The 26,694-nt window shown below is 71.5% G+C and carries 26 protein-coding genes and 1 pseudogene; 14 read left to right on the plus strand and 13 right to left on the minus strand.

Translation table 11 applies throughout. The features are described from left to right. Positions 1-21 precede the first annotated feature (21 nt). From AQJ84_RS16040 to AQJ84_RS16050, 3 genes are read left to right on the plus strand one after another with little or no spacing between them, the layout of a single operon-like run. Positions 22-279, plus strand: a complete 258-nt coding sequence (locus AQJ84_RS16040; protein ID WP_030044557.1) for an acyl carrier protein — start codon at positions 22-24, stop codon at positions 277-279. Position 280: 1 nt separating this feature from the next. Then, a complete protein-coding gene (locus tag AQJ84_RS16045; protein WP_030044556.1) occupies positions 281-760 on the plus strand; it encodes an SRPBCC family protein in 480 nt (159 codons plus the stop codon). 19 nt (positions 761-779) lie between these two features. Then, on the plus strand, positions 780-1,112 hold the full coding sequence (locus AQJ84_RS16050) for a TcmI family type II polyketide cyclase (protein WP_030044555.1): 333 nt from the start codon (positions 780-782) through the stop codon (positions 1,110-1,112). 89 nt (positions 1,113-1,201) lie between these two features. Here the strand turns inward: AQJ84_RS16050 and AQJ84_RS16055 are convergent, their stop codons facing one another. Together AQJ84_RS16055 and AQJ84_RS16060 are read right to left on the minus strand one after the other, a co-directional pair. Beyond that, the gene (locus AQJ84_RS16055) at positions 1,202-2,197 is read right to left on the minus strand and encodes a methyltransferase (protein ID WP_030044554.1); all 996 of its coding nucleotides are present in this window, start codon (positions 2,195-2,197) and stop codon (positions 1,202-1,204) included. A 109-nt stretch (positions 2,198-2,306) separates the two neighbouring features. Next, positions 2,307-3,368, minus strand: coding sequence for a right-handed parallel beta-helix repeat-containing protein (locus AQJ84_RS16060; RefSeq protein ID WP_030044553.1), 1,062 nt, complete (start codon positions 3,366-3,368; stop codon positions 2,307-2,309). Positions 3,369-3,788: 420 nt separating this feature from the next. On the opposite strand from AQJ84_RS16060, the gene AQJ84_RS16065 reads away from it, so the two are divergent. The 3 genes from AQJ84_RS16065 to AQJ84_RS16075 are packed head-to-tail and all read left to right on the plus strand — an operon-like array spanning position 3,789 to position 6,985. Next, positions 3,789-4,907: a sugar ABC transporter substrate-binding protein gene (locus AQJ84_RS16065; protein WP_053192868.1), complete on the plus strand. Its 1,119-nt coding sequence runs from the start codon at positions 3,789-3,791 to the stop codon at positions 4,905-4,907. A gap of 42 nt (positions 4,908-4,949) precedes the next feature. After that, positions 4,950-5,726 (plus strand): ATP-binding cassette domain-containing protein, encoded by a 777-nt coding sequence (locus tag AQJ84_RS16070; protein WP_225877443.1) that lies wholly within the window; start codon positions 4,950-4,952, stop codon positions 5,724-5,726. Continuing rightward, entirely contained in the window at positions 5,717-6,985 is a 1,269-nt protein-coding gene (locus AQJ84_RS16075) for a sugar ABC transporter permease (protein ID WP_030044551.1), read from the plus strand. The genes AQJ84_RS16070 and AQJ84_RS16075 overlap by 10 nt, the downstream gene beginning before the upstream one ends. Before the next feature lie 43 nt (positions 6,986-7,028). On the opposite strand, the gene AQJ84_RS16080 is transcribed toward AQJ84_RS16075, so the two are convergent. Beyond that, on the minus strand, positions 7,029-7,781 hold the full coding sequence (locus AQJ84_RS16080) for a DUF4232 domain-containing protein (RefSeq protein ID WP_053192870.1): 753 nt from the start codon (positions 7,779-7,781) through the stop codon (positions 7,029-7,031). A 212-nt stretch (positions 7,782-7,993) separates the two neighbouring features. Between AQJ84_RS16080 and AQJ84_RS16085 the strand changes: the two genes are divergently transcribed. Beyond that, a complete protein-coding gene (locus AQJ84_RS16085; protein WP_053192872.1) occupies positions 7,994-9,310 on the plus strand; it encodes a transcriptional regulator in 1,317 nt (438 codons plus the stop codon). A 337-nt stretch (positions 9,311-9,647) separates the two neighbouring features. On the opposite strand, the gene AQJ84_RS16090 is transcribed toward AQJ84_RS16085, so the two are convergent. From AQJ84_RS16090 to AQJ84_RS16105, 4 genes are all read right to left on the minus strand, one after another. Beyond that, the gene (locus AQJ84_RS16090) at positions 9,648-10,871 is read right to left on the minus strand and encodes a TolB family protein (RefSeq protein WP_030044549.1); all 1,224 of its coding nucleotides are present in this window, start codon (positions 10,869-10,871) and stop codon (positions 9,648-9,650) included. A 215-nt stretch (positions 10,872-11,086) separates the two neighbouring features. Beyond that, entirely contained in the window at positions 11,087-12,661 is a 1,575-nt protein-coding gene (locus tag AQJ84_RS16095; RefSeq protein WP_053192874.1) for a carbohydrate-binding protein, read from the minus strand. A 246-nt stretch (positions 12,662-12,907) separates the two neighbouring features. Further along, positions 12,908-13,672 (minus strand): hypothetical protein, encoded by a 765-nt coding sequence (locus tag AQJ84_RS16100; RefSeq protein ID WP_053192876.1) that lies wholly within the window; start codon positions 13,670-13,672, stop codon positions 12,908-12,910. A 405-nt stretch (positions 13,673-14,077) separates the two neighbouring features. After that, positions 14,078-15,046 (minus strand): LysR family transcriptional regulator, encoded by a 969-nt coding sequence (locus AQJ84_RS16105; protein ID WP_225877440.1) that lies wholly within the window; start codon positions 15,044-15,046, stop codon positions 14,078-14,080. A 47-nt stretch (positions 15,047-15,093) separates the two neighbouring features. On the opposite strand from AQJ84_RS16105, the gene AQJ84_RS16110 reads away from it, so the two are divergent. Beyond that, positions 15,094-16,017, plus strand: coding sequence for a serine hydrolase (locus tag AQJ84_RS16110; RefSeq protein WP_030044545.1), 924 nt, complete (start codon positions 15,094-15,096; stop codon positions 16,015-16,017). Positions 16,018-16,100: 83 nt separating this feature from the next. Continuing rightward, a complete protein-coding gene (locus tag AQJ84_RS16115; RefSeq protein ID WP_030044544.1) occupies positions 16,101-17,180 on the plus strand; it encodes an MBL fold metallo-hydrolase in 1,080 nt (359 codons plus the stop codon). A 173-nt stretch (positions 17,181-17,353) separates the two neighbouring features. Here AQJ84_RS16115 and AQJ84_RS16120 read toward each other — a convergent pair whose 3' ends face one another. Beyond that, positions 17,354-17,827 (minus strand): carboxymuconolactone decarboxylase family protein, encoded by a 474-nt coding sequence (locus AQJ84_RS16120; RefSeq protein WP_030044543.1) that lies wholly within the window; start codon positions 17,825-17,827, stop codon positions 17,354-17,356. Between the two features lie 404 nt (positions 17,828-18,231). Here AQJ84_RS16120 and AQJ84_RS16125 point away from each other — a divergent pair, with 404 nt between their 5' ends. The 5 genes and pseudogenes from AQJ84_RS16125 to AQJ84_RS16140 all read left to right on the plus strand — a co-directional run bounded on the left by AQJ84_RS16125 (position 18,232) and on the right by AQJ84_RS16140 (position 24,089). Then, positions 18,232-19,773 (plus strand): alpha/beta hydrolase, encoded by a 1,542-nt coding sequence (locus tag AQJ84_RS16125; protein ID WP_225877446.1) that lies wholly within the window; start codon positions 18,232-18,234, stop codon positions 19,771-19,773. Positions 19,774-20,061: 288 nt separating this feature from the next. Then, positions 20,062-20,823, plus strand: a pseudogene (locus AQJ84_RS44175) (glycoside hydrolase family 97 N-terminal domain-containing protein); the annotation flags it as partial. Then, positions 20,821-21,870 carry a glycoside hydrolase family 97 catalytic domain-containing protein gene (locus AQJ84_RS44180; protein ID WP_225877445.1) on the plus strand — a complete coding sequence of 350 codons (1,050 nt, stop codon included), beginning with the start codon at positions 20,821-20,823 and terminating at the stop codon, positions 21,868-21,870. The pseudogene AQJ84_RS44175 and the gene AQJ84_RS44180, both read left to right, overlap by 3 nt. A gap of 227 nt (positions 21,871-22,097) precedes the next feature. Beyond that, positions 22,098-22,301: a cold-shock protein gene (locus AQJ84_RS16135; protein WP_037570240.1), complete on the plus strand. Its 204-nt coding sequence runs from the start codon at positions 22,098-22,100 to the stop codon at positions 22,299-22,301. A 213-nt stretch (positions 22,302-22,514) separates the two neighbouring features. Then, complete coding sequence (locus AQJ84_RS16140) at positions 22,515-24,089, plus strand: DEAD/DEAH box helicase (protein ID WP_030044540.1); 1,575 nt, start codon at positions 22,515-22,517, stop codon at positions 24,087-24,089. A gap of 46 nt (positions 24,090-24,135) precedes the next feature. Here the strand turns inward: AQJ84_RS16140 and AQJ84_RS16145 are convergent, their stop codons facing one another. The 5 genes from AQJ84_RS16145 to AQJ84_RS16165 all read right to left on the minus strand — a co-directional run bounded on the left by AQJ84_RS16145 (position 24,136) and on the right by AQJ84_RS16165 (position 26,448). Beyond that, positions 24,136-24,747: a phosphoribosylanthranilate isomerase gene (locus tag AQJ84_RS16145; protein ID WP_037804469.1), complete on the minus strand. Its 612-nt coding sequence runs from the start codon at positions 24,745-24,747 to the stop codon at positions 24,136-24,138. A gap of 78 nt (positions 24,748-24,825) precedes the next feature. After that, complete coding sequence (locus tag AQJ84_RS16150) at positions 24,826-25,203, minus strand: DinB family protein (protein WP_051870235.1); 378 nt, start codon at positions 25,201-25,203, stop codon at positions 24,826-24,828. A 74-nt stretch (positions 25,204-25,277) separates the two neighbouring features. Continuing rightward, on the minus strand, positions 25,278-25,538 hold the full coding sequence (locus tag AQJ84_RS16155) for an SCO5918 family protein (RefSeq protein WP_030044538.1): 261 nt from the start codon (positions 25,536-25,538) through the stop codon (positions 25,278-25,280). An 88-nt stretch (positions 25,539-25,626) separates the two neighbouring features. Beyond that, positions 25,627-25,830 carry a cold-shock protein gene (locus AQJ84_RS16160; protein ID WP_010986199.1) on the minus strand — a complete coding sequence of 68 codons (204 nt, stop codon included), beginning with the start codon at positions 25,828-25,830 and terminating at the stop codon, positions 25,627-25,629. A gap of 261 nt (positions 25,831-26,091) precedes the next feature. Beyond that, on the minus strand, positions 26,092-26,448 hold the full coding sequence (locus AQJ84_RS16165; RefSeq protein WP_030045893.1) for a MerR family transcriptional regulator: 357 nt from the start codon (positions 26,446-26,448) through the stop codon (positions 26,092-26,094). Positions 26,449-26,694: the final 246 nt, after the last annotated feature.

Here is a 26,694-nt window from a genome sequence, read left to right on the forward strand (position 1 = left end):
TCACGAAGCAAGGAGAACCGCATGAGTGACCGAATCACCGTGGAAGAACTGGCCGAGCTCATGAAGAAGGCCGCCGGGGTCACCGTCTCCCCGGAGGAACTCCGCCGGCGGGACGACGTCGGGTTCGACGCCCTCGGCATCGACTCGCTCGGTCTGCTCGGCATCGTGGGCGAGCTGGAGAACCGGTACGGCACGCCGATGCCGCCGGACGCGGAGAAGAGCAAGAGCCCCCGGCAGTTCCTCGACCTCGTCAACAGCGCGCTTCTCGCGGGAGCCTGACATGACCGGACACACGCAGAACGAGATCGTCATCGCCGCCCCGGTCGACCTGGTCTGGGACATGACCAACGACGTCGAGAAGTGGCCGCAGCTGTTCAGCGAGTACGCCTCCGCCGAGATCACGTCCCGGGAGGGCAACCGGACCACGTTCCGGCTGACCATGCACCCCGACGACAACGGCAAGGTGTGGAGCTGGGTCTCGCAGCGGGAGACGGACCGCGACGCGCTCACCGTGCGGGCCCGCCGCATCGAGACCGGGCCCTTCGCCTACATGAACATCGTGTGGCAGTACGAGGAGGTACCCGAGGGCACCCGCATGGTGTGGACGCAGGACTTCGCGATGAAGCCGGACGCGCCGGTCGACGACGACTGGATGACGGACAACATCAACCGGAACTCCAAGGTCCAGATGGCCCTGATCCGGGACCGTATCGAGCAGTCCGCCACGGAACGCCGGCCCGTGCCGACGCTGTCCGACTGACCCGGACGGAGACAGGACGATGCACCAGTCCCTGATCGTCGCCCGCATGGCCCCGGGTTCGGCCGCGGACATCGCCAAGGTGTTCGACGAGTCGGACCGGGGCGAACTGCCCCACCTCATCGGAGTCGCCCGGCGCAGCCTCTTCCAGTTCGACGACGTGTACCTGCACCTCATCGAGTCGGAGCAGGACCCCGGCCCCGCCATCGCGAAGATGGCCGGGCACCCGCAGTTCCGGGACATCAGTGAGCGGCTGACGGCGTACGTCACCGCGTACGACCCGGCGACCTGGCGTTCCCCGAAGGACGCCATGGCGCACTGCTTCTACCGCTGGGAGCGGGACGCCGCCTCCTGAACCGCGACGCCCAACCGCCGGTCGCCGGACACGCAAACTCTCGCGTGTCCGGCGACCGGCGGTTGGCACTGCCCGTTCGGGAGAGGTCGTCACCCGGGGACGGTGCAGTCGAACGCGTGCAGGTACGGGTTGACCGGCCGCACGTCGTCGATGACCAGGCCCGCGCCCGTCAGCCTCCCCACCATGCTCTCGGTGGTGTGCTTGGCCCCTCCGACGTTGAGGAGCAGCAGCAGGTCCATCGCGGTGCTGAACCGCATCGAGGGCGAGTCGTCGACGAGGTTCTCGATGACCACGACCCGCGCCCCGGGACCGCCCGCCTCGATGACGTTGCGCAGGGTCCGGGTGGTGCTGTCGTCGTCCCACTCCAGGATGTTCTTGATGATGTACACATCAGCCTGGACCGGGATGGCCACGCGACAGTCACCGGGCACGACGCGCATCCGGTCCGCGAGCGCGCCGCCCGGCCGCAGCCGCGGGTCGGCGTTCTCCACCACGCGCGGCAGGTCGAGCAGGGTGCCCCGCAGCGACGGATGCTTCTCCAGCAGGCTCGCCACCACATGCCCCTGGCCGCCGCCGATGTCGGCGACCGACGCGCTCCCCGACAGGTCGAGGAACTGCGCCACGTCCCGCGCGGACTGCACGCTGGAGGTCGTCATGGCCCGGTTGAAGACGTCGGCCGACTCCGGGGCGTCCTCGTTGAGGTAGACGAAGAACTCCTTGCCGTAGAGGTCCTCGACGACGTTGCGGCCGGAGCGCACCGCCTCGTCCAGCCTCGGCCACGCGTCCCAGGTCCACGGTTCGGTGCACCACAGGGCGATGGCGCGCAGGCTGTCCGGGTCGTCCTCGCGCAGCAGCCGGGACATGTCGGTGTGCGCGAACGTCCCGTCCTGCTGCTCGGCGAAGATGCCGTAGCAGGTCAGGGCCCGCAACAGCCGTCGCAGCGGCTTGGGTTCGGTCTTCACCGCCGCCGCGAGGTCCTCTGCGGCCAGCGGGGTGTCCCCGAGGGCGTCGGCGACCCCCAGCCGGGCCGCCGCGCGCAGGGCGGCCGCGCAGGCCGCCCCGAACACGAGCTCCCTGAGCCGCATGGACGGCGGCGGGGCGCCGCCGTCCGTCCCGGGTGTCCGCGGGGTGCGGTCGGTCGATGCGATCCGAGCGGTCGTCATGTGCCGCCCTCCTTCTTGCCGTTCATGCCGGTCAGCACAGTCCCGCGGGCTTGGACGCCCCGCACGAGTTGCCCGAGAAGATGTTGCTCTCGCCGGTGTCCGTGTTGACGAGGTCCGCCGGAGAGTTGCCGCTCAGCTGGTTGTCGGCGATCCGGTTGCGCTCGCCGGGGGTGCCCACGAAGCTCTTGAACAGGACGATGCCGCCCGACAGCGAGGACTTCCCGGCGTTGTCCGTGACCCGGTTGCCCGTCACCAGGGTGTCCTCGGTGCCGGTCAGGACGATGCCGGAGCCCTGCAGGGCCTCCAGGCGGGCGGTCTTGGGGCAGGACTTGTTGTTGCCCTCGACGCGGTTGTCGCGCACGGTCAGGGCGCCCGCCCTCGGCTTGTTCTCGTCGCCGACGACGAAGACACCCGCGCAGTTTCCGGTCATGAGGTTGTCCGCCACGGTGAGGTTGCGCAGGCGCCGGACGGTGAGGCCGATCCGGTTGCCCTCCAGGCGGTTGCGCGCGACCACCGTCCCCTCGGTGTCGGCGGCGCCCTCCTCCGCCTTGATCGCGTTGGCGAGGAACAGGCCCGCGTCGCCGTTGTCGCGGGCGGTGTTCTTCCTGAACACCCCGCGGACCGAACGCTCCTGGGCGATGCCCCACACGCCGTTCTTCACCGCGGTCACGTTCCGCACGGTCAGTCCGTCGGTCGCCAGGGCGAACACGCCGGAGCCGGCGAAGCCGGTCACGGTCAGGGAGGCGACGGTGACGTCCTCGACGTTGCGGTCCTTCGTGCCGACCACACAGATGCCGTTGCCGTCCTCGGCACATCTGTCGGCGGCCTTCTCCGTGCTCGGTTGGATGACCGTCTCGCGGCCCATGCCGCGCAGGGTGATCCCGGGCGTGGTGACCGTGACGCTCTCGCGGTACGTGCCGGTGGTCAGGAGGACGGTGTCTCCCGGTTCGGCGGCGTCCACCACTTTCTGGATCGACTCACCCGGAAAGACCACGTGGGTCATATGGGCGGCACCCGCCGGCGGGGCGGCCCCGAGCCCCGCCCCGATGATCGCTGCGGTACACGCCAGGTAGGCGATATGGCATTTCGTCATATTCCGCACGTTATGACCTGAAGGTCCGTAAACCGGCCGGATAGACCATCCGGTGGCGTGTCATACGCACCCCCCGGATGACCCGCAACGAACTCACGCCGGACCCTCGGCGGCCTCACGCCGGACCCGCGGCGGCCTCCGCCGGACGCGGCCGGCTGCCGACCGTGGTGCGCAGGCGTCGCCGCTTCGCCTTCGGCGACGCCTGCCCGCCGGGCTCGGCGGATCAACACCACGGCCAGGGCCCCCAGGGTCCCCCGTCCCGCCGCGTCCGGCACGCGGGCCGGGCCGAACGGGTAGCGCGGGGCACGAACGCCGGGGACGAGGACGCTCTAAATCGGGATGAAACCGGAGATTTGTATACGCTTGACATCAAACGCTCATTACGGTGCAAGATCAGGCACGTCTCGTGAGGAACCGAAGATGGGTCTCGGTGTCGGCCTTCCGGCCGTGAAGCGCAGGTCCGCCGGTCGCGTGTGTGCCGCGGTCGCGCTCGCCGCCGGTGTGACCCTGACCGGTGCCTGCGGCGAGGACGGCACGGGCGGCGGGGACGACGGCGACAGCCTCAGCGTCGGCGTACTGATGCCGGGGGGCGGCGCCTCGCGCTTCGGACAGTTCGACAGGCCCCTGATCGAGCGGAAGCTGAAGCAGCTGTGCCCGGACTGCCCCGCGGCGACCGTCGCCGCCACCCCCGAGCCGGCCGTCCAGCGACAGCAGCTCGAGGCCATGATCACCAAGGGTGTGGACGTCCTGATCGTCGCCGCCGTCGACCCCAAGGCGCTGCGTTCGTCGGTCGAGTCCGCGGACCGCGCCGGCATCCCGGTCGTCGCCTACGACCGGCTCGCACAGGGCCCCATCTCCGGGTACGTCACCTTCGACGGCGCGACGGTCGGCAGGCTCCAGGGCGAGGCCCTGGTGAAGGCCATGGGCCCGAAGGCGGACGGCGGCCAGATCGTCATGATGAACGGCGCCACGACCGATCCCAACGCCGACTGGTACAAGCGGGGCGCGCTCTCCGCCCTCGAGGGCAAGGTCAGGATCGGCAAGTCGTACGACACCGTCGGCTGGCGGCCGGAGAACGCCTACGTCAACATGTCCGGCGCGATCGCCGCGCTGGGCCCGGGCAACATCGACGGCGTCCTGGCCGCCAACGACAGCCTCGCCGGCGCCGTGGTCTCCGCCTTCCACGCCACCGGGGTCAAGCGCCTGCCCCCGGTCACCGGCCAGGACGCCGACCTCGCGGCCGCACAGCGCATCGTGGCGGGCGACCAGTACATGACCGTGTACAAGCCGTTCAAGCCGGCGGCCGACGCCGCCGCCGAGATGGCCGTCGCCCTGGGGCGCGGCGAGACGGTCCGGTCCATCGCCACCGGCACCGTGGACAGCCCCACCACCGAGGACATCCCCGCGGTCCTGCTCCCGTCGGTCGCGGTGACGGCAGGCAACATCGAGGACACCCTGGTGAAGGACGGTATGTACACCGTCGACCAGATCTGCACCCCGAAGCTCCGGCCCGCCTGCGACCGGGCCGGACTCACCTGACCAGCCCGACCAGCCCGACCCGAAGGTCGTAGGAGGTGGCCCGTGGTTCAGCCCCTGCTGGCGTTGCGCGGCGTCTCCAAGCGCTTCGCCGCCGTCCAGGCGCTGGTGGACGTCGAGCTGGAGATCAGGGCCGGGGAGGTGGTCGCCCTGGTCGGCGACAACGCCGCCGGCAAGTCCACCCTGGTGAAGGTGATCTCGGGCGTCGGGCCGGCCGACAGGGGCGTCGTCGAGTGGGAGGGCAGGACGGTCCAGATCAGGAGTCCGCAGGACGCCCAGGCCCTCGGGATCGCGACCGTCTACCAGGACCTCGCGATGTGCGGAAACCTCGACGTCGTCGCCAATCTCTACCTGGGCCGGGAGATTCACCGGTTCGGCGTTCTCGACGAGGTGGAGATGGAGCGCCGGACCCGCGAGCTGCTGCAGACCCTGTCCATCCGTATCCCGGACGTACGGGCGCCGCTGGCCACGCTGTCCGGCGGTCAGCGGCAGGTCGTCGCGATCACCCGTTCGTTCCTCGACCCGCCCCGGCTGCTGCTGCTCGACGAGCCGACCGCCTCCCTGGGCATCGAGCAGACCAACCAGCTCCTGGACCTGATCGAGGAGCTGCGCGACCGGGGCGCCGGGGTGCTCCTGATCAGCCACAACATGGGGGACATCAAGGCGGTCGCCGACCGGGTGGCGGTCCTGCGCCTGGGCCGTAACAACGGTCTCTTCAACGTGAGCACCACCTCCCAGGAGCAGATCATCTCCTCCATCACCGGCGCGGTGGACAACACCGCCGCCCACCGCCCGGCGAACCCCGAGGAGGTGTGGCCGTGAAGGGGAGGCGGGCCGGGGCAGGGACCTCCGGGTCCGAGCCCCCGGCCGGCCGGCGAGGCGGCGGAGGGCGCCGCGGGCGGCTCAGGGCGTACGTGGACGCGGGGCGCCGCAGACTCCACGAGGGTGAACTCGGACCGGCCCCGGCCCTGCTCGCTCTCGCCGTGACCTGGACGGTCTTCCAGGGCCTGAACGAGAACTTCCTCTCGCCGCGCAACCTGTCCGTGCTCAGCGTGGACATCGTCGGGACCGGCATGGTCGCCGTCGGCGTCGTCTTCGTCCTGCTGATCGGTGAGATCGACCTGTCGGTGGGCTCCCTCGCCGGCCTGTCGGGGGCCCTTTTCGCGGCGCTGAACGTCAACCTCGGCATGGCGGAGTGGCTCGCCGTGCTCCTCGCGGTGGCGTGCGGTGCGGCCACCGGTGCGGTCCACGGGTTCTTCTTCACCAAGATCGGCGTGCCCGCGTTCGTGGTCACCCTGGCGGGCCTGCTGGCCTGGAACGGCCTGATGCTCTTCCTGCTGGGGCCGGAGGGCTCCATCAGCTTCAGCGACGACGGGCTGGTCGCCACGCTGACCAGCCGCTACTTCGGCGCCGCCGCCGTCACCTACGGCCTGGCGGTGCTCGGCACGGCCGGGTACGTCCTCGTCGCCTTCCGCGACCGCCGCCGTCGAGGCGCCGCCGGGATGCCGTACCGGCCGGTGGGCGAGATCTGGGCGCGGGCCGTCCTGCTCGCGGTGGTCGCGTTCACCACCGTGTACGTGCTGGGCCGGTTCGAGGGCCTGCCGCTGGCGCTCCTGATCTTCCTCGGCGTCATCGTCGCCTCGGACCTCTGCCTGCGCCGCACGCCCTACGGCCGTCAGGTCCTCGCCCTGGGCGGCGGCGTGGAGGCGGCCCGGCGGGCCGGCGTCGACGTGGCACACGTACGGATCACGGTGTTCCTGGTGTCGGGGACGCTGGCCGCGGTCGGCGGCCTGTTCGTCGCCTCCCGGCTCACCTCGGCGACCCAGGTGCCGGGCTCCGGCATGCTGCTGATCAACGCCATCGCCGCCGCCGTCATCGGCGGCACCAGTCTGTTCGGCGGACGGGGCTCGACCTGGTCCGCGCTGCTGGGCGTGCTCATCATCCAGTCGATCGCATCGGGCATGGCCCTGCTGGGAGTCCAGCCCGCGGTCCAGTTCATGATCACCGGCGGTGTGCTGCTCACCGCGGTGGCCCTCGACTCGCTGGCCCGCCACGCCGCGGAGTCACGCGGCCGGGCCTGAGCCGGGGCCCGGGCCGGCGACCCGGGCCCTCAGCCGTCCGTCGTCACCAGGTCAGGGCGTCGGCCATGGTCGACTGCCAGTACGAGACGCGGACCGAGTCGTCGACGAACACGCCCTTCGCGGGGAGGGACGGGCGGGCGGCACTGGGGCTCTGACCGAAGTAGACCGTGAGGGACTTGGCCGTGTAGCCGTGGGAGCCGCTGCCGTCGGCCGCCGCGAGAATGACGCTCGCGTAGCCCGACTCGCCGGGGGCCAGCGTGACCACCGCCTGCGGCTTGGAGTCCTCGATGGCCGGCGGGACCGACTGGGCCTCGCCGAACCTGACGGCCGGGTAGTCGACGAGGTCACAGTTCTTCGAGCCGGTGTTGGTGACGGTGAGGAGCAGGTGGTTCAGCGGGCGGGAGACCTCCGTGGCGGTCGTCCGGGTGGAGGCGCCGGAGCAGCGGGTGGAGCCGGGCACCGAGTCCTTGGAGCCGGAGGAACCCGAGCCGGCCGTGGAACCGGAGGAACCCGAGGAGCCCGAGGAGCCCTGGGAACCGGCCGTACCGCTCGAGCCGCCCGCGGAGCCTCCGGACGACGCGTTCGTCTGGTCGGTCCGTCCAGAGCCGGTGGAGGCTCCCTCACTCGCCTCGGGCGACGGTGTGCCTCCTTCCGTGGGCGACGCCGTGGCCGCCGAGCCGGCCGACGCGCCCTCGTCCTGGACACCCTGTCCGTTGTCGCATGCGGTCAGCGCCAGTGTGGCGGCCGTGAGCGCGGCGGCGACGAGGAAGCGGGTGCGGTGGGTGCGTGTGGACATGTGATCCCCGTGGTCTGTACGAGAGTTGGCACGGACCGCTCGACCGGGTGCCGGGAGCGGCGTGCTTGGATGGCCCAAGCTTGTGCGGCGATCTGTCCCAGCTGCCACGCCTGGCGGGCCATCCGGAACGCTGGAACGCTCGCCATAGCTCTGACCTGGGGGAACGACCTCCCCCTGGAACGGGGATCCGGGACGCGAGAGAGGGAACAAGGGTGGCGGGGGACGACTTCTCGGAACTGCTGGGCCGGTTGAAGGAGCGCTCCGGGCTCAGTTACGGGGTGCTCGGGAAGCGGCTGCACACGAGTACGTCCACGCTGCACCGGTACGTCAACGGGGACGCCGTGCCGACGGACTACGCGCCCGTGGAACGGTTCGCACGGGTGTGCAAGGCGACGCCCGAGGAACTGGTGGAGCTGCACCGGCGGTGGGTTCTCGCGGACGCCCAACGGAGACGGAAGGCGGGCGGGGCTCCCGCGGAGGAACAACCGCGGGCGGCGGCACAGCCCGTGACGGAACCGGCCGACACGGAGCCCGCCGAGACGGAGCGACGACCCGCGGCGGAGCCTGCCGAGACGCAGGCTCCCGAGACGCGGGCTCCCGCGAGGCGGCGGCGTACCGTCGTCCTCGCCGGGGCCTCCGTGGCCGCCGCCCTCGTGTCGGCCGCGCTCGTGGTGAACCTCCTGCCCGGGACGGGCGACGAGGACGAGGGCGGGAAGCAGTCCGCGGGAGCCGCCTCCCGCGCCGTCCGGAAGAGCCCCAGCACCCCCTCCGGGTCGGCCGGCGCGAAGGGCGGGTCGGCCTCACCGTCCGCCTCCGCCTCCGGCAGGGGCAGCGGCAGCGGCAGCCCCACGCCTTCCCCCTCCGTCTCAGCGACCCGGAGTGGTGGGGCCGGGGCGGCCCAGGGCGGCAGTGTCGAGGACGGGGCCACCGCGCCCAAGGTCGCGGTCGATCCGTACCGGTGGGAAGACCCGTGCAGCCAGCACTACCTGGTCGACGAGAAGCCCGAGCAGGTGCCTCCGCCGCCGAGTGAGACGGACGCGCGCGGGTGGGTCACCGCGCTCGGCGCGGTCGCCTCCGGGCAGCAGATGCTCGCACTGAACGTGCAGGGCACCGGAAAGGCCACCGTCGTCCTGGACGACATGCATGTGCGGGTGGTGGACAAGAGCGCCCCGCTCGCCTGGAACGACTTCGAGATGGGCGTCGGATGCGGTGGGGGTGTGCAGACGACGGCGTTCGCGGTGGACCTCGACGCCGGGCGGCCCGCGGTCTCCCCCAGGGCCGGTCAGCGCGACTTCCCCTACAAGGTGAGCGAGTCCGACCCCGAGGTCTTCTATGTCTTCGCGGACGCGCGGGCGCACAACGTGAGCTGGTACCTGGAGCTGGAGTGGTCCAGCGGTGACGAGCACGGAGTCCTGCGGATCGACGACAACGGCAGGCCCTTCCGGACGAGTGGGAGGGCGGGACGGCCCGCGTACAGCTTCCCGCTCGGTGACTCCGAGTGGTCGCCGAACCCCGACCCGTCCCGCTGAGCGCCCGCCTGCCGGGGGGCAGGCGCGGAAGTCCGGGTCCACCGATCGGCGGACGCGAAGTGCAACCGGGTATCTCTGTCGGCCGAGTGCGCTGCTCGGTACCGCTTTTGGGCATGAACGCGCTGATTTCGACGCCGGCGTACCGGTCGGAGGAGGGCAGGACGGCGCGGGCTCCGGACAGCAGCGGGCCGTACGCGATCAGCTCGTCATGGCCGGGCGGTTCGACGAGGTCGGCCCCCTGGTCCGCGGCGCGGGCCGCGGCCTGCCGCGAGCCGAGGCCGGGACCAGGGGGCGGTTGACGCCCCCGCGGCCGCCGGGAACCAGGCTTTCGGTCGGCTCAGCGCAGGGTGCGGACGAACACGTCCCCGATCAGGTTCGTGTCCTCGGGCACCAGGCCGGGGTGGTAGGAGTCGAAGACGACCGTCGACTCGTCCGCACTCAGCGCCGCTGTGCCCACGGTGACGGGCTTGCCGTCCACCCCCGGGGCCAGCAGGTCCTCGTCCCCGGTGCGCAGGTCGCGCAGGACCAGCCCCAGCGTCCTGCGGTCCGCGTCCGCCGTGTTCAGGAGCAGCTTTGAGCCGTTCACCGACAGGTCGGACACCAGGGTGAGATCCGTGGGGGCGTGCCCGTCGTACCGCTGGAGGGTGCCGGTGCGCAGATCACGGACGAAGGCGTTCCAGCCGTCGTTCGGATCGGCTCCGGGGACCAGGTTGGTGGCACGCGAGTTGAAGCCGACCTTGGAACCGTCGGCACTCAGCACCGGACCGACCGCCGACACGTCGGCCGGCGCGCCGTCGTGGGTGGCGTCGGCCTGCACGGTCCGTCCGCTCACCCGGTCGTACACCAGGATGTCGCCCTGGTCGGTGGCGGCCGGCCCGGAGTAGCCCTCCAGATAGGCGACCTTGCGGCCGTCGGCGCTCATCGACACCTGCTGGCACTGGTAGGAGCTCTTCGAGCCGTCCGAGGGCCGGCTGACCCGCTCGACGCGCTGCGTGCGGCGGTCCAGGAGCATCACCCGGCAGGCGAGCGTGCCCTGTTCGTCGACGGTGGGCCGGGCCACGAAGGCCACGTACCGTCCGTTCGCACTGATCGGCGCGACGCCGTAGGACACCTGGTAGCCCTCGTCCAGCGCGGGTGCGAGGCGTTCGACGCTCCCGGTGCGCAGGTCCATGACGTGCACGGAGGACTTCCCGGTCGTGGCGGAGTACGAGGTGAAGGTCAGGTGGCGCCCCGACTCCGACAGCTGGGGCGTCGACGTCGTCTCGCCCGGCACGACCACGCGTTGCAGCGGGGCGCCGGGAGCCGTGCGGTAGTAGACGCTGTTGCGGACGTCCGTGCCGGGCACCAGGGTGGTCGCCGCCGACGTGAAGGCCACGACCCGTCCGCGCGCGTCGACCACCGGTTCCGTCGAGTGGTTGTTGCCGGCGGTGCCGTCGGGGGCCACGCTGATCCGTTCGGTGCGCGGTGCCGTGTCCCCGCTCGCCGCCCCGGCGGGCCAGGCGAGGCAGGTGAGGGCGGCCGTCAGCGCGGCGGTCATGGAGATGCGTAAGGAAGGTCTCATCAGGTGGGCTCCCCCTTCGGCCGGGGCGGCACGAACCGCCCCCTGTCCCCCGTGCCCCCCACCCTGCGCAGAGGACTCCCGGGGATCCCCGCGATGAAAGCGCGCTCCCCGTCAGGGGTCAATGCCTTGGTCGGAGGTGCCCGGCCAAAGGACGGTGAACCCCGGGCCATGGAGCCGGGGTTCACCGTCGTGGGTGACGGAAGGGGCGGGGCCGGCTACTGCGACACGACGTTGCCGCCGAAGGTCACGACGAGGGTGCCGTTCGTGGCGAAGGACCACTTCAGGGCGCCGGTGGAGGAGGCGCAGCGGGAGCCGTTCGTGCCGGACCAGAACTGGTTGGAGCTGTCGGAGTTGCCGATGATCCGGTCGTTGGTGCCGCTGCCGCTACGGCAGGAGGTGTTGTCCCGGAAGACCGAAGTGCCGCCGTCGAAGCTGTAGTTGCGCTCGGCGTTGTCGATGCTGAGATTGGACGACACCGTCATCGTGCCGGGGTTGCTGTTCCACGTGAAACCGTGCTTGCCGTTGTCGTAGGCGATGCTGCGCCGGACGACGTGGTTCACCGCGATGTCGTCACCGCCGAGCTTGTAGCCGTTGCGGTCTCCGTTGCCGGCCTGGGAACCGTCGGTGAGGGTGCCGTTCTCGTAGGCGAGGGAGTCCTCGACGGTCACCGGGCCGATGGCTCCGGTGTCGGTCTTGGTGTAGAGGTCCCAGCCGTCGTCGATGTTGTGGTGGGCGACGGCGTGGCGGAAGACGTTCCCCGTCCCGGTGGTGAGCTTGGCGGCGAACCCGTCGGCGTCCTCACCGTCGGAGTCGGCGTTGTCGTGCGACTCGGCGCTCAGGACCAGGTTGTCGGAGGGCCAGTCGGCGGCGGGGGTGGTGGAGGCGATCCGGCCGAGCTGGAGTCCCGTGTCGCGGTTGAAGCGGGTCACCGTGCGCTCGATGACGTTGTCGCTGCCGCCGACGTAGATGCCGTTGTCACCGGCCCGCTCGACGACCAGGCCCTTGACGTGCCAGTACGAGCCGTTCAGCTGCAGCCCCCGGTTCGAGGAACTCTCGGTCTGCGCGGAGAAGTTGAGGACCGGCGTCTCGCCCGGGTAGGCGGCGAGCGTCGTCCGGGCGGACGCGCTGCCGTTGTTGCCGACCGGGACGGTGACCGTCGAGGCGTGCTGGTACGTCCCACCGCGCAGGTAGATCGTCCCGCCGGAGGTGACACGGCTGATCGCCGAGGTGAGTGTCGTCGGGGCCGCCTGCGTGCCGGCCGCGCCGTCGGTGCCGTTCGGGGCCACGTACAGCGCGCTGCCCGACGGCGGCGTCGTGGACCCGGGGACCTCGGCGTCGAGATAGTCGATGTTGGGCAGACCGGCCGCGCTGGTCGGGCTGAGCCGGACGGTGTTGCTGCCCGAACTCACCGGCACGGTGAGCGTCTTGGTCGTCCACGCGCCCCAGGTGCTGGTGCTCTCGAAGGAGGCCGTGGTGGCACCCGCCCCGTTCACCGTGACGCTCGCGGGCCGCGCGGCCGTGGTTCCGTTGGCGAAGCGGACGGCCAGGGTCGCCGTGCCCGATGCGGGTGCGGTCACGGTGAACTGGGCATAGCCGCTGGTGGCGTTGGCGCCGTTGCAGAATCCGCTGCCGGAGTAGCCGGTCCAGTCGGAGTCGATGGTGCCGGTGCACACCGCCGGGGAACTCTCGGCCTCGTAACGGGTGGTGGCGGCCTGCGCCGTGGTGCCGGACAGCGTGACGAGCGCGCCTGCCACCAGGCCGGCACACGCCAGGACGGATCTCAGATGCATCGTGGTCTCCAGGACGGTTGGTTCGTCGGCCAGAGGTGCTTAGCGACGCCGGATCAGAGTGCTGGAAAGCGCTTTCCAACCGGAAGTGTCGAGCGATGGCTTGAACACGTCAAGAGACCTGTCCGTGATTTCCGTTCACATGCATGGACGACTGTCGATCGCCGGAAGAGGTTTGCGCATGGCGGTCCTGTGACTGCTCAGACGGCCTCTCAGGGCGTGAGCAGGGGCCCGTGACTGGTCGCGGATTCACACAGAGGAGCCGGGATTCTTTCCTGTGTGTGAACGACGCGCGGCTGAGACCTGGGTCAGGACAACCCCGGCGAAGCCCGCCGAGGCGACGAGGCTGACGAGCAGGGCGGTCCGCTGGTGCGCGATGAGGTCGCCCTCGCCGTCGGAGTACGTGCAGGTGACGGACGGCGGGAAGAGGGACTTCTCGATGTCCAGCACCTCGATGTGGACCAGCTTCGTCTCCGGAGGGACCGTCTTGAAGTGCAGGCACCTGTCGTTCAGGTCGGTGCGCGAGAGTTCCCACACGGGGTCGATTCCGGCCGCCCAGATCAGGGCCGCCACCACCGGCGCCCCGACCGCACCGGCTCGCGCCCAGGGAGCGGCCCGCGACTCCCTCCGGACGAGCAGCACCGAGAGAGCCCCGACCGCGACGGCGAGGCCCGCCCACATGAGCCAGGTCCCCAGGGCCGTGGGATGCGACGCCCCGTACTCCCCCGAGTCGGTCCACTGGCAGGCGATGTCCGGCGGGAACGGGTCCACGGTCACGTGCACCAGCGGGAAGTCGTCGTCGAGGGTCCGCTGACCGCACACCGCCACGGGGTCGGCGAAGGCGAACCCGTACGCCGTCGAGGCCGCGTATCCCACCGCCGCCACGTACCCGCCGATCACCGCCCAGCGGGCCTGCCGGGACGGACGGCGGCCGAGCGTCCACACCCGGTACGGGACGAACCCGGCCCCGAGCAGGACGGCGGTGATCAGCGGAACGGCGAAGAACGTCACCATGCTTCGGCCTCCCTCGCGACCACCGGTGATGTCGTGACAAGGACGATCAAGCGCCGGTGGACGGTTGCACCGGTGCGGCAGCCGAGCGGTGTGGCCCACCGGGAACAGGTGTGGCGGCGGGGGCAGGTGCCGCAGCCGAGGGGGGCAGGTGTCTCGGCCTGGGGGGGGCAGGTGCCGCGGCCAGGGGGCAAGTGACGCAGCCAGGGGGCAGGTGCCGCAGCCAGGAGGCAAGTGACGCAGCCAGGAGGCAAGTGACGCAGCCAGGAGGCAAGTGACGCAGCCAGGGGGCAGGTGACGCGGCCGGAGGAGCAGGCGGGCCGATGGGGCGACCGGCTGACCCGTCGACCGGCCGACCCGCCGACCTGCCGACCCGCCGACCCGCCGACCCGCCGACCCGCCGACCGGTCAGCCGTAGACCACCGACCAAGGGCGCGGGGAGTCGTCCGACGGGCGCGGGGCGTCGGCGCGCCGCGAGGTCGCGATGTGGTCGCGGGCCAGCACCTGAGCCGCGAGCTCCGCGAAGCGCCGGGCCGCCGGGTGGGCGCCCCGCCCCGCGGGCCAGGCTCCGCCGGCCCGCAGGGTGAGGGGGCGGTCGGCCAGTGGGCGCCAGGCGACGCGCGGCTCCTTGCGGGCCATCGGCCCCTGGTCGAAGGCGACGCCGTGCCCGGCCGTCACCAGGGCGAGCAGGAACTCGGGGTTGGACGCGTGGCGAAGGCGGCCGGGGACGAAGCCTGCGGCGCGGCAGACGTCGAGGATCCGGTCGTACCAGCCGGGCGCGTGGGCCCGCGGGAACAGCACCAGGTCGTGACCGGAGAGCTCGCCGAGCGTCACCTCCGGGAGCCGGGCCAGCGGCGAGGTGCGGGGCAGGACGACACCCAGGTCAAGGGGGATCTCGGGGCCGAGCCGCAGCTCGGTGGCGTCCACGGGATGGTGCACGAGGCCGACGTCCAGGCCGCCGCAGGACAGCAGCCGCAGCTGTTCCTCGGTGGTGACCTCCTGCAGGTCGACGCTGAGCCCGGGAGCGTGCTCGGCGCAGGCGGCGAGCAGCGCGGACAGCACGGCGGCCGTGGTGTCGGGCGGCACGCCCGCGCGGAGCGTGCCGAGGTCGCCGTCGGCGGCACGGCGGGCCAGCGCGCGCAGCCGCTCCTCCCTGGCGAGGAGTTCACGGGCCTCGTCCAGCAGGGCCGCACCGGCGGCGCTCAGCCGGACCCCGCGCTGCGAGCGGTCGAACAGCTCGGCACCGAGTTCCTTCTCCAGCCTGCGGATCGCCTGGCTGAGCGGGGGCTGCGCCATGCCCAGCCGCTCGGCGGCCCGGCTGAAGTGCAACTCGTCGGCTACGGTGACGAAAAGACGCAGGTGGCGTATGAGATCCACGATCAGGGATCGTACGTGAGGGCCACGGCGAGGGGGTTGGGTCAGCGGTGATCGAGGAACGGATCCGAGAGGTGTTCGCCGAGGCGGGCGCCGTGGGACAACTGCACGCGATCCCCGTTCACCCGCGGCCGGACATCGCCGGCGGGGCCGGTCCGGAGCCGGATTTCGGCGAGGTCGCCGTCGGCGCCGACGATCCCGTCGTGATCGCCTCGATCTTCAAGGTGCTGCTGGTCCTGGAGTTCGCCCGGCAGGTCGCCGCCGGCCAGCTCGACCCGAGGGAGCGGGTGCGGGTGACCGCGGCCGACCGGCTCGGCGGCTGGGGTACCGCCGGCTGTCTGGACGACGTGGAGCTGTCACTGCGCGACCTGGCCCACTTCGCGATGTCGGTCAGCGACAACTCGGCCGCCGACCTGCTGCTGGCCCGCGTCGGCCTGGACACCGTACGACTGCTCGCGAAGGAACTCGGGCTGGAGCGGACCCGGATCGTGGGCGGGCCGCGCGATCTGCTGGAGTCCATGCTCGCGGAGGTCGGGGCGCGTGACGAGCGGGAGTTCGCCGTCCGCTACCCGGCGCTGCCGGACGAGCGCAAGAGACGGCTGGCGGTGCTGGATCCCCGCCACACCACGGCCAGTACGCCCCGCGAGATCACCCGGCTGCTCCGGCTGGTCTGGACCGACGCCGCCGGACCGCCCGAAGCGTGCGCGCTGGTACGTGACTTGATGGGGCGTCAGGTCTTCCGGCACCGGCTGGTGTCAGGCTTCCCGGACGACGTCGTGGTCGCGGCCAAGACCGGCACCCTGCCAGGGCTGCACATGGAGGCGGGCGTCGCCCGGCACCCCGACGGCGCGTGCTACGCGATCGCCGTCTTCGCCCGCACACACGACCTGACCGCCTCCCGCCCCACCGTGGACGCGGCGATCGGCAGGGCGGCCGGATTCGCGGTCGGTTTCCTCCGCGACGGTGGCCGGTGACCGGGAGGGATATGCGTTCGCATATCGAGAGGGCCTGATTCCGGTCTTGGACAAGGCGGTTCACGCGCTGGTCTCCTGCCGCCATGCCCCAGGACACACACGCCACCCACCAGCCGAAACCGCCCTCCGACCGAGGGCCCGGCCGTCGTGCTGTGCTGCGCGGCGCCGCCCTCGGCGCGGCCGCCCCGCTGCTCACGGCCACGGCTGCCACCGCGGCCCCGACCACCGCTCCGCCCACCACGACCGCTCCGCCCACGACCGCCGCCTCGCCCACGACCACCGGCCGCGGCGGTGACGAGGACGCGGCCGCCGCCCCGGTGTCGTTGCGCTGGCTCGGCACGGCCGGCTGGCGTATCGACGTCGGCGGGCGGACCGTCCTCTTCGATCCGTACCTCACCCGCTTCAGCACCGGCCTGTTCGACGGTGTCTTCGACCCGCGCACCCGGCTGGAGAGCGACCCGGCGGTCGTGGACGCGCACGCGGGCCGGCCCGAGCTCATCCTCGTCAGCCACTCCCACTGGGACCATCTCGCCGACGTGCCCCACATCGCCACAACCACCGGCGCCCGGGTCGTCGGCACCGAGACCACCTACCACCTGCTGGTGGCCCTCGGGGTCGACGCGGGGCAGATCTCCGTGGTGAAGGGCGGCGAGGTGCTGGACTTCGGCGGGATCGTCGTCGAGGTCGTGCCGAGCCTGCACAGCCGCAACAAGAAGTGCGCCTACTTCGCGCCGGGCACGCTGCACGCGCCGCCCGCCACGACCCCGAGCACCATCTCGGACCTGCCCGAGGGCGACACCCTCGCCTTCCAGGTGACGGCCGGCGACGGCGGCCCGTCGGCGTTCCTCATGGGCGCCAGCGACTTCTCCGAGCGCGCGGTACGCGGCCTGCGCCCGGACCTCGCGATGATCGCCGTACCGTCGAGCGGCGCCACCCACCGCTATGTGCCCCGGCTGCTGCGCGCCCTGGACACCCCCGGCGTCGTCGTCCCCGTGCACTGGGACAACTTCGAGGTACCGCTGGCCGGTTCGCCCGAGCGGGACCCCGCGATGGACCTCGACGGCTTCGTGACCCGGGTGCGCGAGGTGTCCGGGGCGACGCGGATCGTCGTACCGGACTACCGGACCGTGTACGACGGCCGGATGCGCGCCGCGGGCCGGTAGCCGGGACGCGAACACCCCGGGCGCGAGCACGCCGGACGCGAACACCCCCGGACGCGAGCACGCCGGACGCGAACCGTCCGTGCGGCGCCCCCGGGTACCCGACCCGGGGGCGCTCGGTCATCCGGTCACCCGCCGCCGGTCCGGACCCGTAGCCGGGCCGGACCGGCGCCTCGTCATCCGAACTGCCCGACCTCGTAGTCACCGGCCGGCTGCCGGACCAGGACGTTGACGCGGTTGTAGGCGTTGATGAGGGCGATGAGCGACACCAGGGCGGCGAGCTGGTCCTCGTCGTAGTGCTTGGCGGCGTTCTCCCAGGCCTCGTCCGTGACCCCGCCGGCCGCGTCGGCGATGCGGGTGCCCTGCTCCGTCAGTTCGAGGGCGGCACGCTCGGCGTCGGTGAACACCGTGGCCTCCCGCCAGACCGCGACCAGGTTGAGGCGCTGCTGGGTCTCCCCGGCGTGTGCGGCGTCCTTGCTGTGCATGTCGGTGCAGTAACCGCAGCCGTTGATCTGGCTGGCCCGGATCTTGACCAGCTCCTGCGTCGAGGCGGGCAGCGGTGAGTCCGCCACCACCTTGCCGGCCGAGTTGATGTGCCGGAAGAACTTGAGCGCGTCCGGGTTGCCGAACAGGTTCAGGCGAGCATCCATGGTGAACTCCGTTGCCGTGATGAGTGGTTACACCACCCCGACGGATCGCAACCGCCGGATGTGACACGACGTCCGTCAACATGACCATCTCGATGACTACCGCCGGGTCGTGGAGAGATCCCGTGCAAGGGCGGCCACAACGTCCCTCCGCGTGCCCTGTGCCTTCCGAGCGGTTGGACAATCTCCGAACCCCGCCCGCACCGGAGCTTTCTCGGCGGCACACCGGCCTGAGGGGAAACACACACGTGACTACGCCAGATCTTGCCCCGCCCGGCGGGGAGAGACGCCCGACGCGCCTGCTCGGACGCGGCTCCGGTTCCCGCGCCCGCAAGGGCTTCACCCGACTGAAGGTCGCCGGAGCGGCGACCGTCGCCCTCGCCTGCGCCGTCACCGGAGCGCAGGCGATGGCCGCGCAGACCGGCTCGACGGCCTCCGTGGGCGCGCCGCCGGTGCCGTCCCTGACCTGGTCCGACTGCCAGGGCGGCTTCGAGTGCGCGGACGCCGCGGTGCCGCTGGACTACCGCGAACCGCAGGGCAGGACGATCACCCTGGCGGTGATACGCAAGAAGGCCGCGGACCAGACCAAGCGCAAGGGCACCCTTTTCCTGCAGCCCGGCGGCCCCGGCAACTCCGGCGTGGACTTCGTACGCGGCAACCACGCGAGCCTGCCCGCGGCCCTGCGCGACTCGTTCGACGTCTTCGGGTACGACGTGCGGGGCGTCGCGCGCAGCTCCCAGGTCCAGTGCTGGGACGACCAGACGTACACCCAGGCCATCACCGCGGCCAAGGGCGTCCCCGGCCCGGACGCCTACGAGCCCGCCGTACGCCAGGCCGCCGACTTCGACCAGGCCTGCCAGACCAACTCGGGCGACCTGCTGCCGTTCGTCGGCACCGAGTACGTCGCCCGCGACATCGACCTGCTGCGCCAGGCCCTGGGTGAGGAGCAACTCACCTACTACGGCCGCTCGTTCGGCTCCTACATCGGAACCGTCTACGCCGCCCTGTTCCCGAAGCGGGTGCGCGCCCTGGCGCTCGACGGGGCGTACGACCCGGAGCACTACGCGAACCAGCCGTACGCCTACGACCGGCCCCAGTACCTGGCCCTGGACGGCGCGATGAGCCGCTTCCTCGACTGGTGCAAGGCCGACCAGGCCACCTGCGGGTTCGGTGACGGCGACCCGCGCGCGGCCTTCGAGAAGCTCAAGGCCGACCTGGACGCCGACCCGGTCACCACCCCGAGCGGCGGCAAGGCCAACGGCTACACCCTGGTCTACCGCCTGCTGTTCAACATCAACGAGGGCAAGGTCATATGGCCCTCGCTCGGTGAGGCCCTGCGCAAGGCGCAGCAGCGGGACAACACGTCGTTCCTGCTGCGTCCGCCGTCCCCCGCGAGCTACGACTTCCTGAACCCGAACGTGGTCGTCGAGTGCGTGGACAAGGACTACCCGGGCGGCAAGGCCCGCCTCAAGCGCGAGGTCACCACCAACGCCAGGCTGGCACCGCTGCTCGGCCCGGCCCTGGCCTACGGCCCGCCGACCTACGACCACCAGCACGCCACGGCCTGCACCCAGTGGACCGGCGAGCAGGTCAGCCGCTACGACGGCTCGTTCCGCGCCAAGGGCTCGGCGCCGATCCTCGTCGTCGGCAACACCGGTGACCCCGACACCCCCTACCAGGACGCGGTGGCCCTGTCCCGGCAGCTCGACAACGGCCGTCTGCTCACGTTCAAGGCCGAGGGGCACACCGCCTTCGGGCGCAGCGCGTGCGCGACGGACGCGGTGACGGGCTACCTGGTGGACCTGAAGGTCCCGGCCAGGGGCACGACCTGCGCGGACGAGACGCAGCCGCCTTCCGCCACGCCCAAGGTGGCCCCGCCCGGCACGACGCTCACCGAACTCGTCAACGGCGTCAGCGACCGCCTGGACCGCCTCGGCTCCCTGCGCTGACCCACCCCTCCACGCCCCATCCGAGGCGCCGGTCCCCGCGACGGGACCGGCGCCTCACCTCTTGACCCGTTGCTGAGGAGGCACGTACTTTCCCCCCGACGGAAAGCGTTTACTACCTGATTTCCTCGTCAACGGAGAGGGCCTTCACCGATGAGAACCTCACACGAGGCGCCACTGTCCCGCCGGGGGATGCTCAAGGGCGCCGCCGCCACCGGCATGGCGGTGGCGGGACTCGGCGCCGCGGGGCCTGCCCACGCGGCGGCCGCCCCGCTGCGCGCGACCGCGCGGATGGGCGGCACGGCCGTCACGCTGTCGGTGGTGGACGGCGCGCTCCGGTGGTCCGCCACCCGGGGCGGCAGAACGGTGATCGACACCTCGGCTCTGGGCCTCGTCCTGAGCGACGGGACCGTCCTCGGCAGTGACGTGACGGTGATCCGCAGCCGCCGCCGGACCGTCCACAGCAAGTGGTCCCCGGTGTACGGACGCAACGCGACCGTCACCGACCACTACCAGGAGCAGCGCTGAACCCTCCGGGACACCGCGTCGGGGCTGCGCTTCGGCGTCCAGGTCCGCGCCTACCGGACAGGAGTCGCCGTCCGCTACGTCCTGCTCGAAGGCGACGACACCTCCGGCGCCGGCACCACCACCGTCACCGACGAGCTGACGACGTTCGCCTTCCCGGACGGCACCACCGTCTACAGCGCCCGCGACGAGGACGCGTACCTCCCCGTCGCCCCCGAGGCGATCCCCTCCAGTGGTACGTCGAGCACGGACCAGGGCCCTCTGACCGACCTGCCGCTGACCGCCACCCTGGCCGACGGGCTCATCGCCTGCGTCTGCGAGTCCTCGCGACTGCACTTCCCCCGGCTGATGCTCGGTTCGGTGCCCGGGCAGCCGGGCGCCCTGGCCGCGTTCCTGATGGAGCACACCGCCCGCGGCTCCGGGCCGGTCGCGCCCCGGACCACGGTCGCCACGCCGTTCGCGACCCCGTGGCGCGCGGTCGTGATCGGGTCCACGCACGCCGAGCTGGTCGACAACGCCGAGCTGGTGCTCAACCTGGCGCCGGCCGGCGCCCTCGCCGACACCTCGTGGATCAGGCCGGGCAAGGTCTTCCGCTGCGAGCTCAGCACCGCCGCGGGACTGGCGGGCGTCGACTTCGCGGTGGCCCGCGGCCTCCAGTACGTCGAGTACGACGCCGGCTGGTACGGGCCCGAGTTCACCACCACGGACGCCACGACCCCGATCGCGGCCATCGACCTGCCCTCGGTCATCGCGCACGCCACCGGCCAGGGCATCGGTGTCTTCCTCTATGTCAACCGGCTCGCGCTGACCGACGCGGACGCGCTGTTCGCCCTCTACAAGAGCTGGGGTGTCGCGGGCATCAAGCTCGGCTTCATCAACGACGGCACCCAGGCGATGACCGACCAGATCACCGACTGGGCCGAGACGGCCGCCCGGTACGAGCTGCTGATCGACATGCACGACGACGTCCGGCCGTTCGGCTACGAGCGCGCGTACCCGAACTACATCAGCCTGGAGGGCGTGCGGGGCAACGAGCAGTTCCCCACCGCCACCCACAACGTGACGCTGCCCTTCGCCCGCAACATCGGCGGCCCGATGGACTACACGATCTGCTACGGGCAGTCGCGCAACAAGACGACCAACGCGCACCAGATGGCGATGGCCGCGGTGTACTACCAGCCCCTCAACTTCCTCTACTGGTACGACAAGCCGTCCAAGTACGCCGCCACCGCCAACTGGCCGGGGCTGCCCTGGTTCGACGCCGTCCCCACGACCTGGGACGAGAGCAGGACGCTGGCCGGGTCGATCGGCGAGTACGTGGCGGTCGCCCGGCGCGACGGCTCCACCTGGTACCTCGGGGCGATGACCGACGAGACGGCCCGGACGCTGTCCCTCCCCCTGTCGTTCCTGGGCGACGGGACCTACACGGCGACCGTCTACGCCGACGGGACACCGGGCACCAGCCCGTTCCGGACGCCGGTCGTGGTCAGCACCCGGACCGTCACCTCGGCGACCACGCTGGAGGTGGCCATGGCCGCCGCGGGTGGTCAGGCGGTCGTTCTGACGCCGAGCTGACCCGGGGGCGGTCGGCCGCCCGGCGCCGGGGCTGTGGGGCGATATCTGTGACCGTGAGGTGAGAAATCGATGCAACGCGCGATGAGCATTTCCTCATTCGACAGATCAGCCAGAATCATTTATTGTGCACGACCGGTCGCCCCGTGCTACTGTCGACCTCAGTTGCAGTTGTGGTTGCCAGAAGGTTTTTTCCGACGGGCCGATCACACAACCCGAAGGAGATACACATGGCTACCGGTACCGTGAAGTGGTTCAACTCTGAAAAGGGCTTCGGCTTCATCGAGCAGGACGGCGGCGGCCCCGACGTCTTCGCCCACTACTCGAACATCGCCACCCAGGGCTTCCGCGAGCTGCAGGAGGGCCAGAAGGTGACGTTCGACGTCACCCAGGGCCAGAAGGGCCCGCAGGCGGAGAACATCGTTCCCGCCTGATCCTCTCCGGCGCTTGCTTCGCAGCTGGGGCCCGCACCACGGTGCGGGCCCCAGCTCGCTGCGTTCCGGCACTTTTCCCTGCCCGGTATCCCTAGATGTGATACCCGGCAGTTTCGTCTTGTCATTCTTTTCCGGCTCGTTCTTGCAATTCTCTGCGCCGTTCATCTGCTGCGGGAATTCCTTGGTACGCGCCGCATCCAAGGAAGGTTCCGCATGGACCGCGCACGTACGCGCACCCGCTCCAACCCGAACGACCGCACCGGCCGCAGCCGCTCCGGAGGCTCAGGCTCCGCGGGCTACTCGGGCTCCTCCGGGGCCAGGAAGCGCGGCAGCGCGGGGCGCAGTGGCCGACCGGTCGCGCCACAGGGCGAGTTCGCCCTGCCGAAGACCGTCACACCGGCGCTGCCCGCCGTCGAGTCGTTCTCCGAACTCGACATGCCGGCCCGGCTGTTGACCGCGCTCCACCGTGAGGGCGTGACCGAGCCGTTCCCGATCCAGGCGGCCACCCTGCCGAACTCCCTGGCCGGCCGTGACGTCCTGGGCCGTGGCCGCACCGGCTCCGGCAAGACCCTCGCCTTCGGCCTCGCGCTGCTGGCCCGTACGACGGGTCGCGTCGCCGAGCCCCGGCAGCCGCTCGCCCTGGTCCTGGTGCCCACCCGCGAGCTCGCCCAGCAGGTCACCGACGCGCTCACCCCGTACGCCCGCGCCGTGCGGCTTCGGCTGGCCACGGTGGTCGGCGGGATGTCGATCGGCAAGCAGGCCGGCGCGCTGCGCTCCGGAGCGGAGGTCGTCGTCGCGACGCCCGGTCGCCTCAAGGACCTCATCGACCGGGGCGACTGCCGGCTGGACCAGGTCGAGATCACCGTGCTCGACGAGGCCGACCAGATGACGGACATGGGCTTCATGCCGCAGGTCACCGCCCTGCTCGCGCAGGTGCGCGCCGACGGCCAGCGGCTGCTCTTCTCGGCCACCCTGGACCGCAACGTGGACCTGCTGGTCCGCCGTTACCTGAGCGACCCGGTGGTCCACTCGGTCGACCCGTCCGCGGGCGCTGTCACCACCATGGAGCACCACGTGCTGCACGTCCACGGCACGGACAAGCAGCGGACCACCACCGAGATCGCGGCACGCGACGGCCGGGTGATCATGTTCCTGGACACCAAGCACGCGGTGGACCGGCTGACCAAGCACCTGCTGAGCAGCGGTGTCCGCGCCGCGGGCCTGCACGGCGGCAAGTCCCAGCCGCAGCGCACCCGGACCCTGGCCCAGTTCAAGAGCGGGGACGTGACGGTCCTGGTGGCCACCAACGTCGCCGCCCGCGGCATCCACGTCGACAACCTCGACCTGGTCGTGAACGTGGATCCGCCCACCGACCCCAAGGACTACCTGCACCGCGGCGGCCGTACGGCCCGGGCCGGCGAGTCCGGCAGCGTCGTCACCCTGGTGACGCCGGACCAGCGTCGCGACATGAGCCGGCTGATGACGTCGGCCGGCATCACCCCGCAGGTGACCCAGGTCCGGTCGGGCGAGGAGGAGCTGACCCGCATCACGGGTGCCCAGGCTCCTTCCGGTGTCCCCGTGGTCATCACCGCGCCGGTCGTCGAACGCCCCCGCCGCGCCGCGACCTCCTCGTCCCGGGGCCGCCGTGGCCGTGGCGGCCAGGGTGGACAGAGCGCACAGGGCGGCCAGGGTGGACAGGGCCGCGGCCAGGGCGGCCAGTCCCGTGGGGCCGGCGAGTCGGGTCGCCGGACACCGCGCCGCAGGCCCTCCTTCGGCTCGGCCGCCTAGAAACGCCTCGACCGCCGTCGGGCCGGCCGGCCCGACGGCGTGACCGTCAGGCCCCGGCGCGCGCGGCCTTGACGAAGGCCGTGATCAGGGCCGGGTCCTTGACGCCCCGGCTCTGTTCCACGCCGCTGGACACGTCGACGCCCCACGGGCGGGTGGCGGCGACGGCGTCGCGCACGTTGTCCGGGCTGAGGCCGCCGGCGAGCAGCCACTTCTCGCCGGAGTCGGCGAGCGGCCCACGGGTCCAGTCCCAGGCCACGCCGGAGCCGGGCACGGGCGCGTCGAGGAGCAGCATGTCCTCGCCCAGTTCGCCGAAGCGCGGCTCGGTGTCGCCGAAGGCGGCGGCCCGGATCAGCGTCCATCCGCCCGTGGCCAGGTCGGCGTAGTAGCCGCGATCCTCCGGCCCGTGCAGCTGTACGGCACGGATGCCCGCCTCGGTGGCCACCGCGCGCACGTCCCGCAGGGGTTCCTCGCGGAAGACGCCGACCGTCAGCACGTTCTCGGGCACGCGACGGCACAGTCGTGCGGCCGTGGCGGCGTCGACACGGCGCGGGCTGTGCGAGAACACGAACCCGATGGCGTCCGCTCCCGCCTCCACGGCCGTGTCGACGTCCCTCTCGGTCTTCAGACCGCAGATCTTGACGAACAGGGAGTTGCTCACGCTGGTGCTCCATGGGGCGTGCGACGGGAGGCGTTCGGCTGGGACAACCGTACCGGCGTGGCCTGGGCCCGGCGGTGGTCAGGCCCCGCGCTTCCAGGAGGGGTCGCGGCCCGCCAGTCCCAGGACGCGCCCGAACAGGGGGGCGCTCGCGGGCACCGGCACCTCGGGGCCGAAGACCCCGTACTGCCTGGCCGTCTCCGCCTTGGCGGCGACGTCGTCGTACAGGACGGCGGCGAGTTCGTCGTCCGTCCGCGGCTTTTGACCGGTGGCGACCGCCAGGTCCCAGCCGCGCAGCAGCCACTCGCCCAGCAGGATGCCGCCGACGAAACGGGCCGGCGTCGGGCGGCTTCCGGTCAGTGTGGTCTCGCCGTCCCAGGCCCGGGGATCGCTCCGGACGGCGGCGGTCTCGGCCGACCGGGCGGCATACGCCTCGGCCCGGTCCGGTTCCGCGGTCATCCCTTTCCCCGCTTCCCGTGTGACCCACGGTAGACAGGAGGGACGCGACAGCTGTTGAAGAAACGCGACAGCGGTCAGGAGGAGAGCGTCGTCGCGCCGGGGGGCGTCGCGTGGCAGGTGAAGCCGAGCCGGGTCAGGGCCCTGGTCACCTCGAACGCGGTGAAGTCGCGGCGGTCCTGGCGGGTGATGATCTCGCCGACCTGCTTGACCGGGAAGACCTTGCGGCCGATGGTCACGCAGGCCCCGGTGAGGTCCTCGGGGCGGACGCCGGCCATCTTGTTCTCGACCTCGGATTTTTCGAGGTCGAACGGGTAACGGGCGATCACGCAGCGCATAGTGCCTCACCAGAGGTAGGAAATCTGAGGAGCGAAGGGAAACAAACAGGGCCCGCACCCATGGTGCGGGCCCCGTTCGAGCGCGAGACTAGGCGGGAACGATGTTCTCCGCCTGCGGGCCCTTCTGGCCCTGGGTGACGTCGAACGTCACCTTCTGGCCTTCCTGCAGCTCGCGGAAGCCCTGGGTGGCGATGTTCGAGTAGTGGGCGAAGACGTCGGCGCCGCCGCCGTCCTGCTCGATGAAGCCGAAGCCCTTTTCCGCGTTGAACCACTTCACGGTACCGGTGGCCATGTCATATCTCCTGAGGCAGTGCTGGGGACCCGCACCTCGCGAGTCTCCTCATCGCCGTGATGATCACCTGCCCGGAAAAACCGGCAGCAAAATGGCAACCACAACTGCAACTGGCGTCGAGCGTAGCACGGAAACAATTGCGGAAACGGGAAAGAGTTCCGCGTGCCGTACGCCCGGAAAGGACGTGTGGAAATCCCTCGGACCGTTCGAGAATCTTTTTCCCGGACCGGCTCGGGTTTCTTGTCCGGCCGTGCCAGATATTCACTCGCCGATCTTGTAGGGGCCCGGCGCGGCGTCCTCTCCGGGGCGGCGCAGCTCCTCGTTGTCGCGCAGGGCCTCCTCCAGCTGGTCCTCGAGGCCGATGATCCGGCAGGCGGCCTCGATGGGAGTCCCCTGGTCGACCAGCTCACGGGCGCGGGCGGCCAGGCGCAGCTGGTGGCGCGAGTAGCGGCGGTGACCGCCGTCCGACCGGGTCGGGGAGACCAGCCGCGCCTCGCCGAGGGACCGGAGGAAGCCGGGCGTGGCGCCGATCATCTCGGCGGCGCGGCCCATGGTGTACGCCGGGTAGTTGTCGTCGTCGAGCCGACCGACGGCCTGCGACTGGTCTTCCGAGGGCATGGACGCCTTCCCGCGGGTCTTCGGAACGCGGCCCGCCACAAGGGCCTCTTGTCCCCGCACCCGAACTCTAGTCGCCCGAGTGGAATCCCTGTCGCGGCGGACACAGATGTGCGGTCTTTCCGGCGAGCCGGTCCTCCGTCCGCGTCCCACGGGGCCGTGCCGGCGCGCAGGATCGCCTCGGCGAGCCGGTGGGTGTCGGGTGTGCGCTGGGCGGCGGGGAGGCGGGGCGGCAGGGCCCGGAGGCCC

The organism is Streptomyces resistomycificus (assembly GCF_001514265.1).
Lineage (GTDB): Bacteria > Actinomycetota > Actinomycetes > Streptomycetales > Streptomycetaceae > Streptomyces > Streptomyces resistomycificus.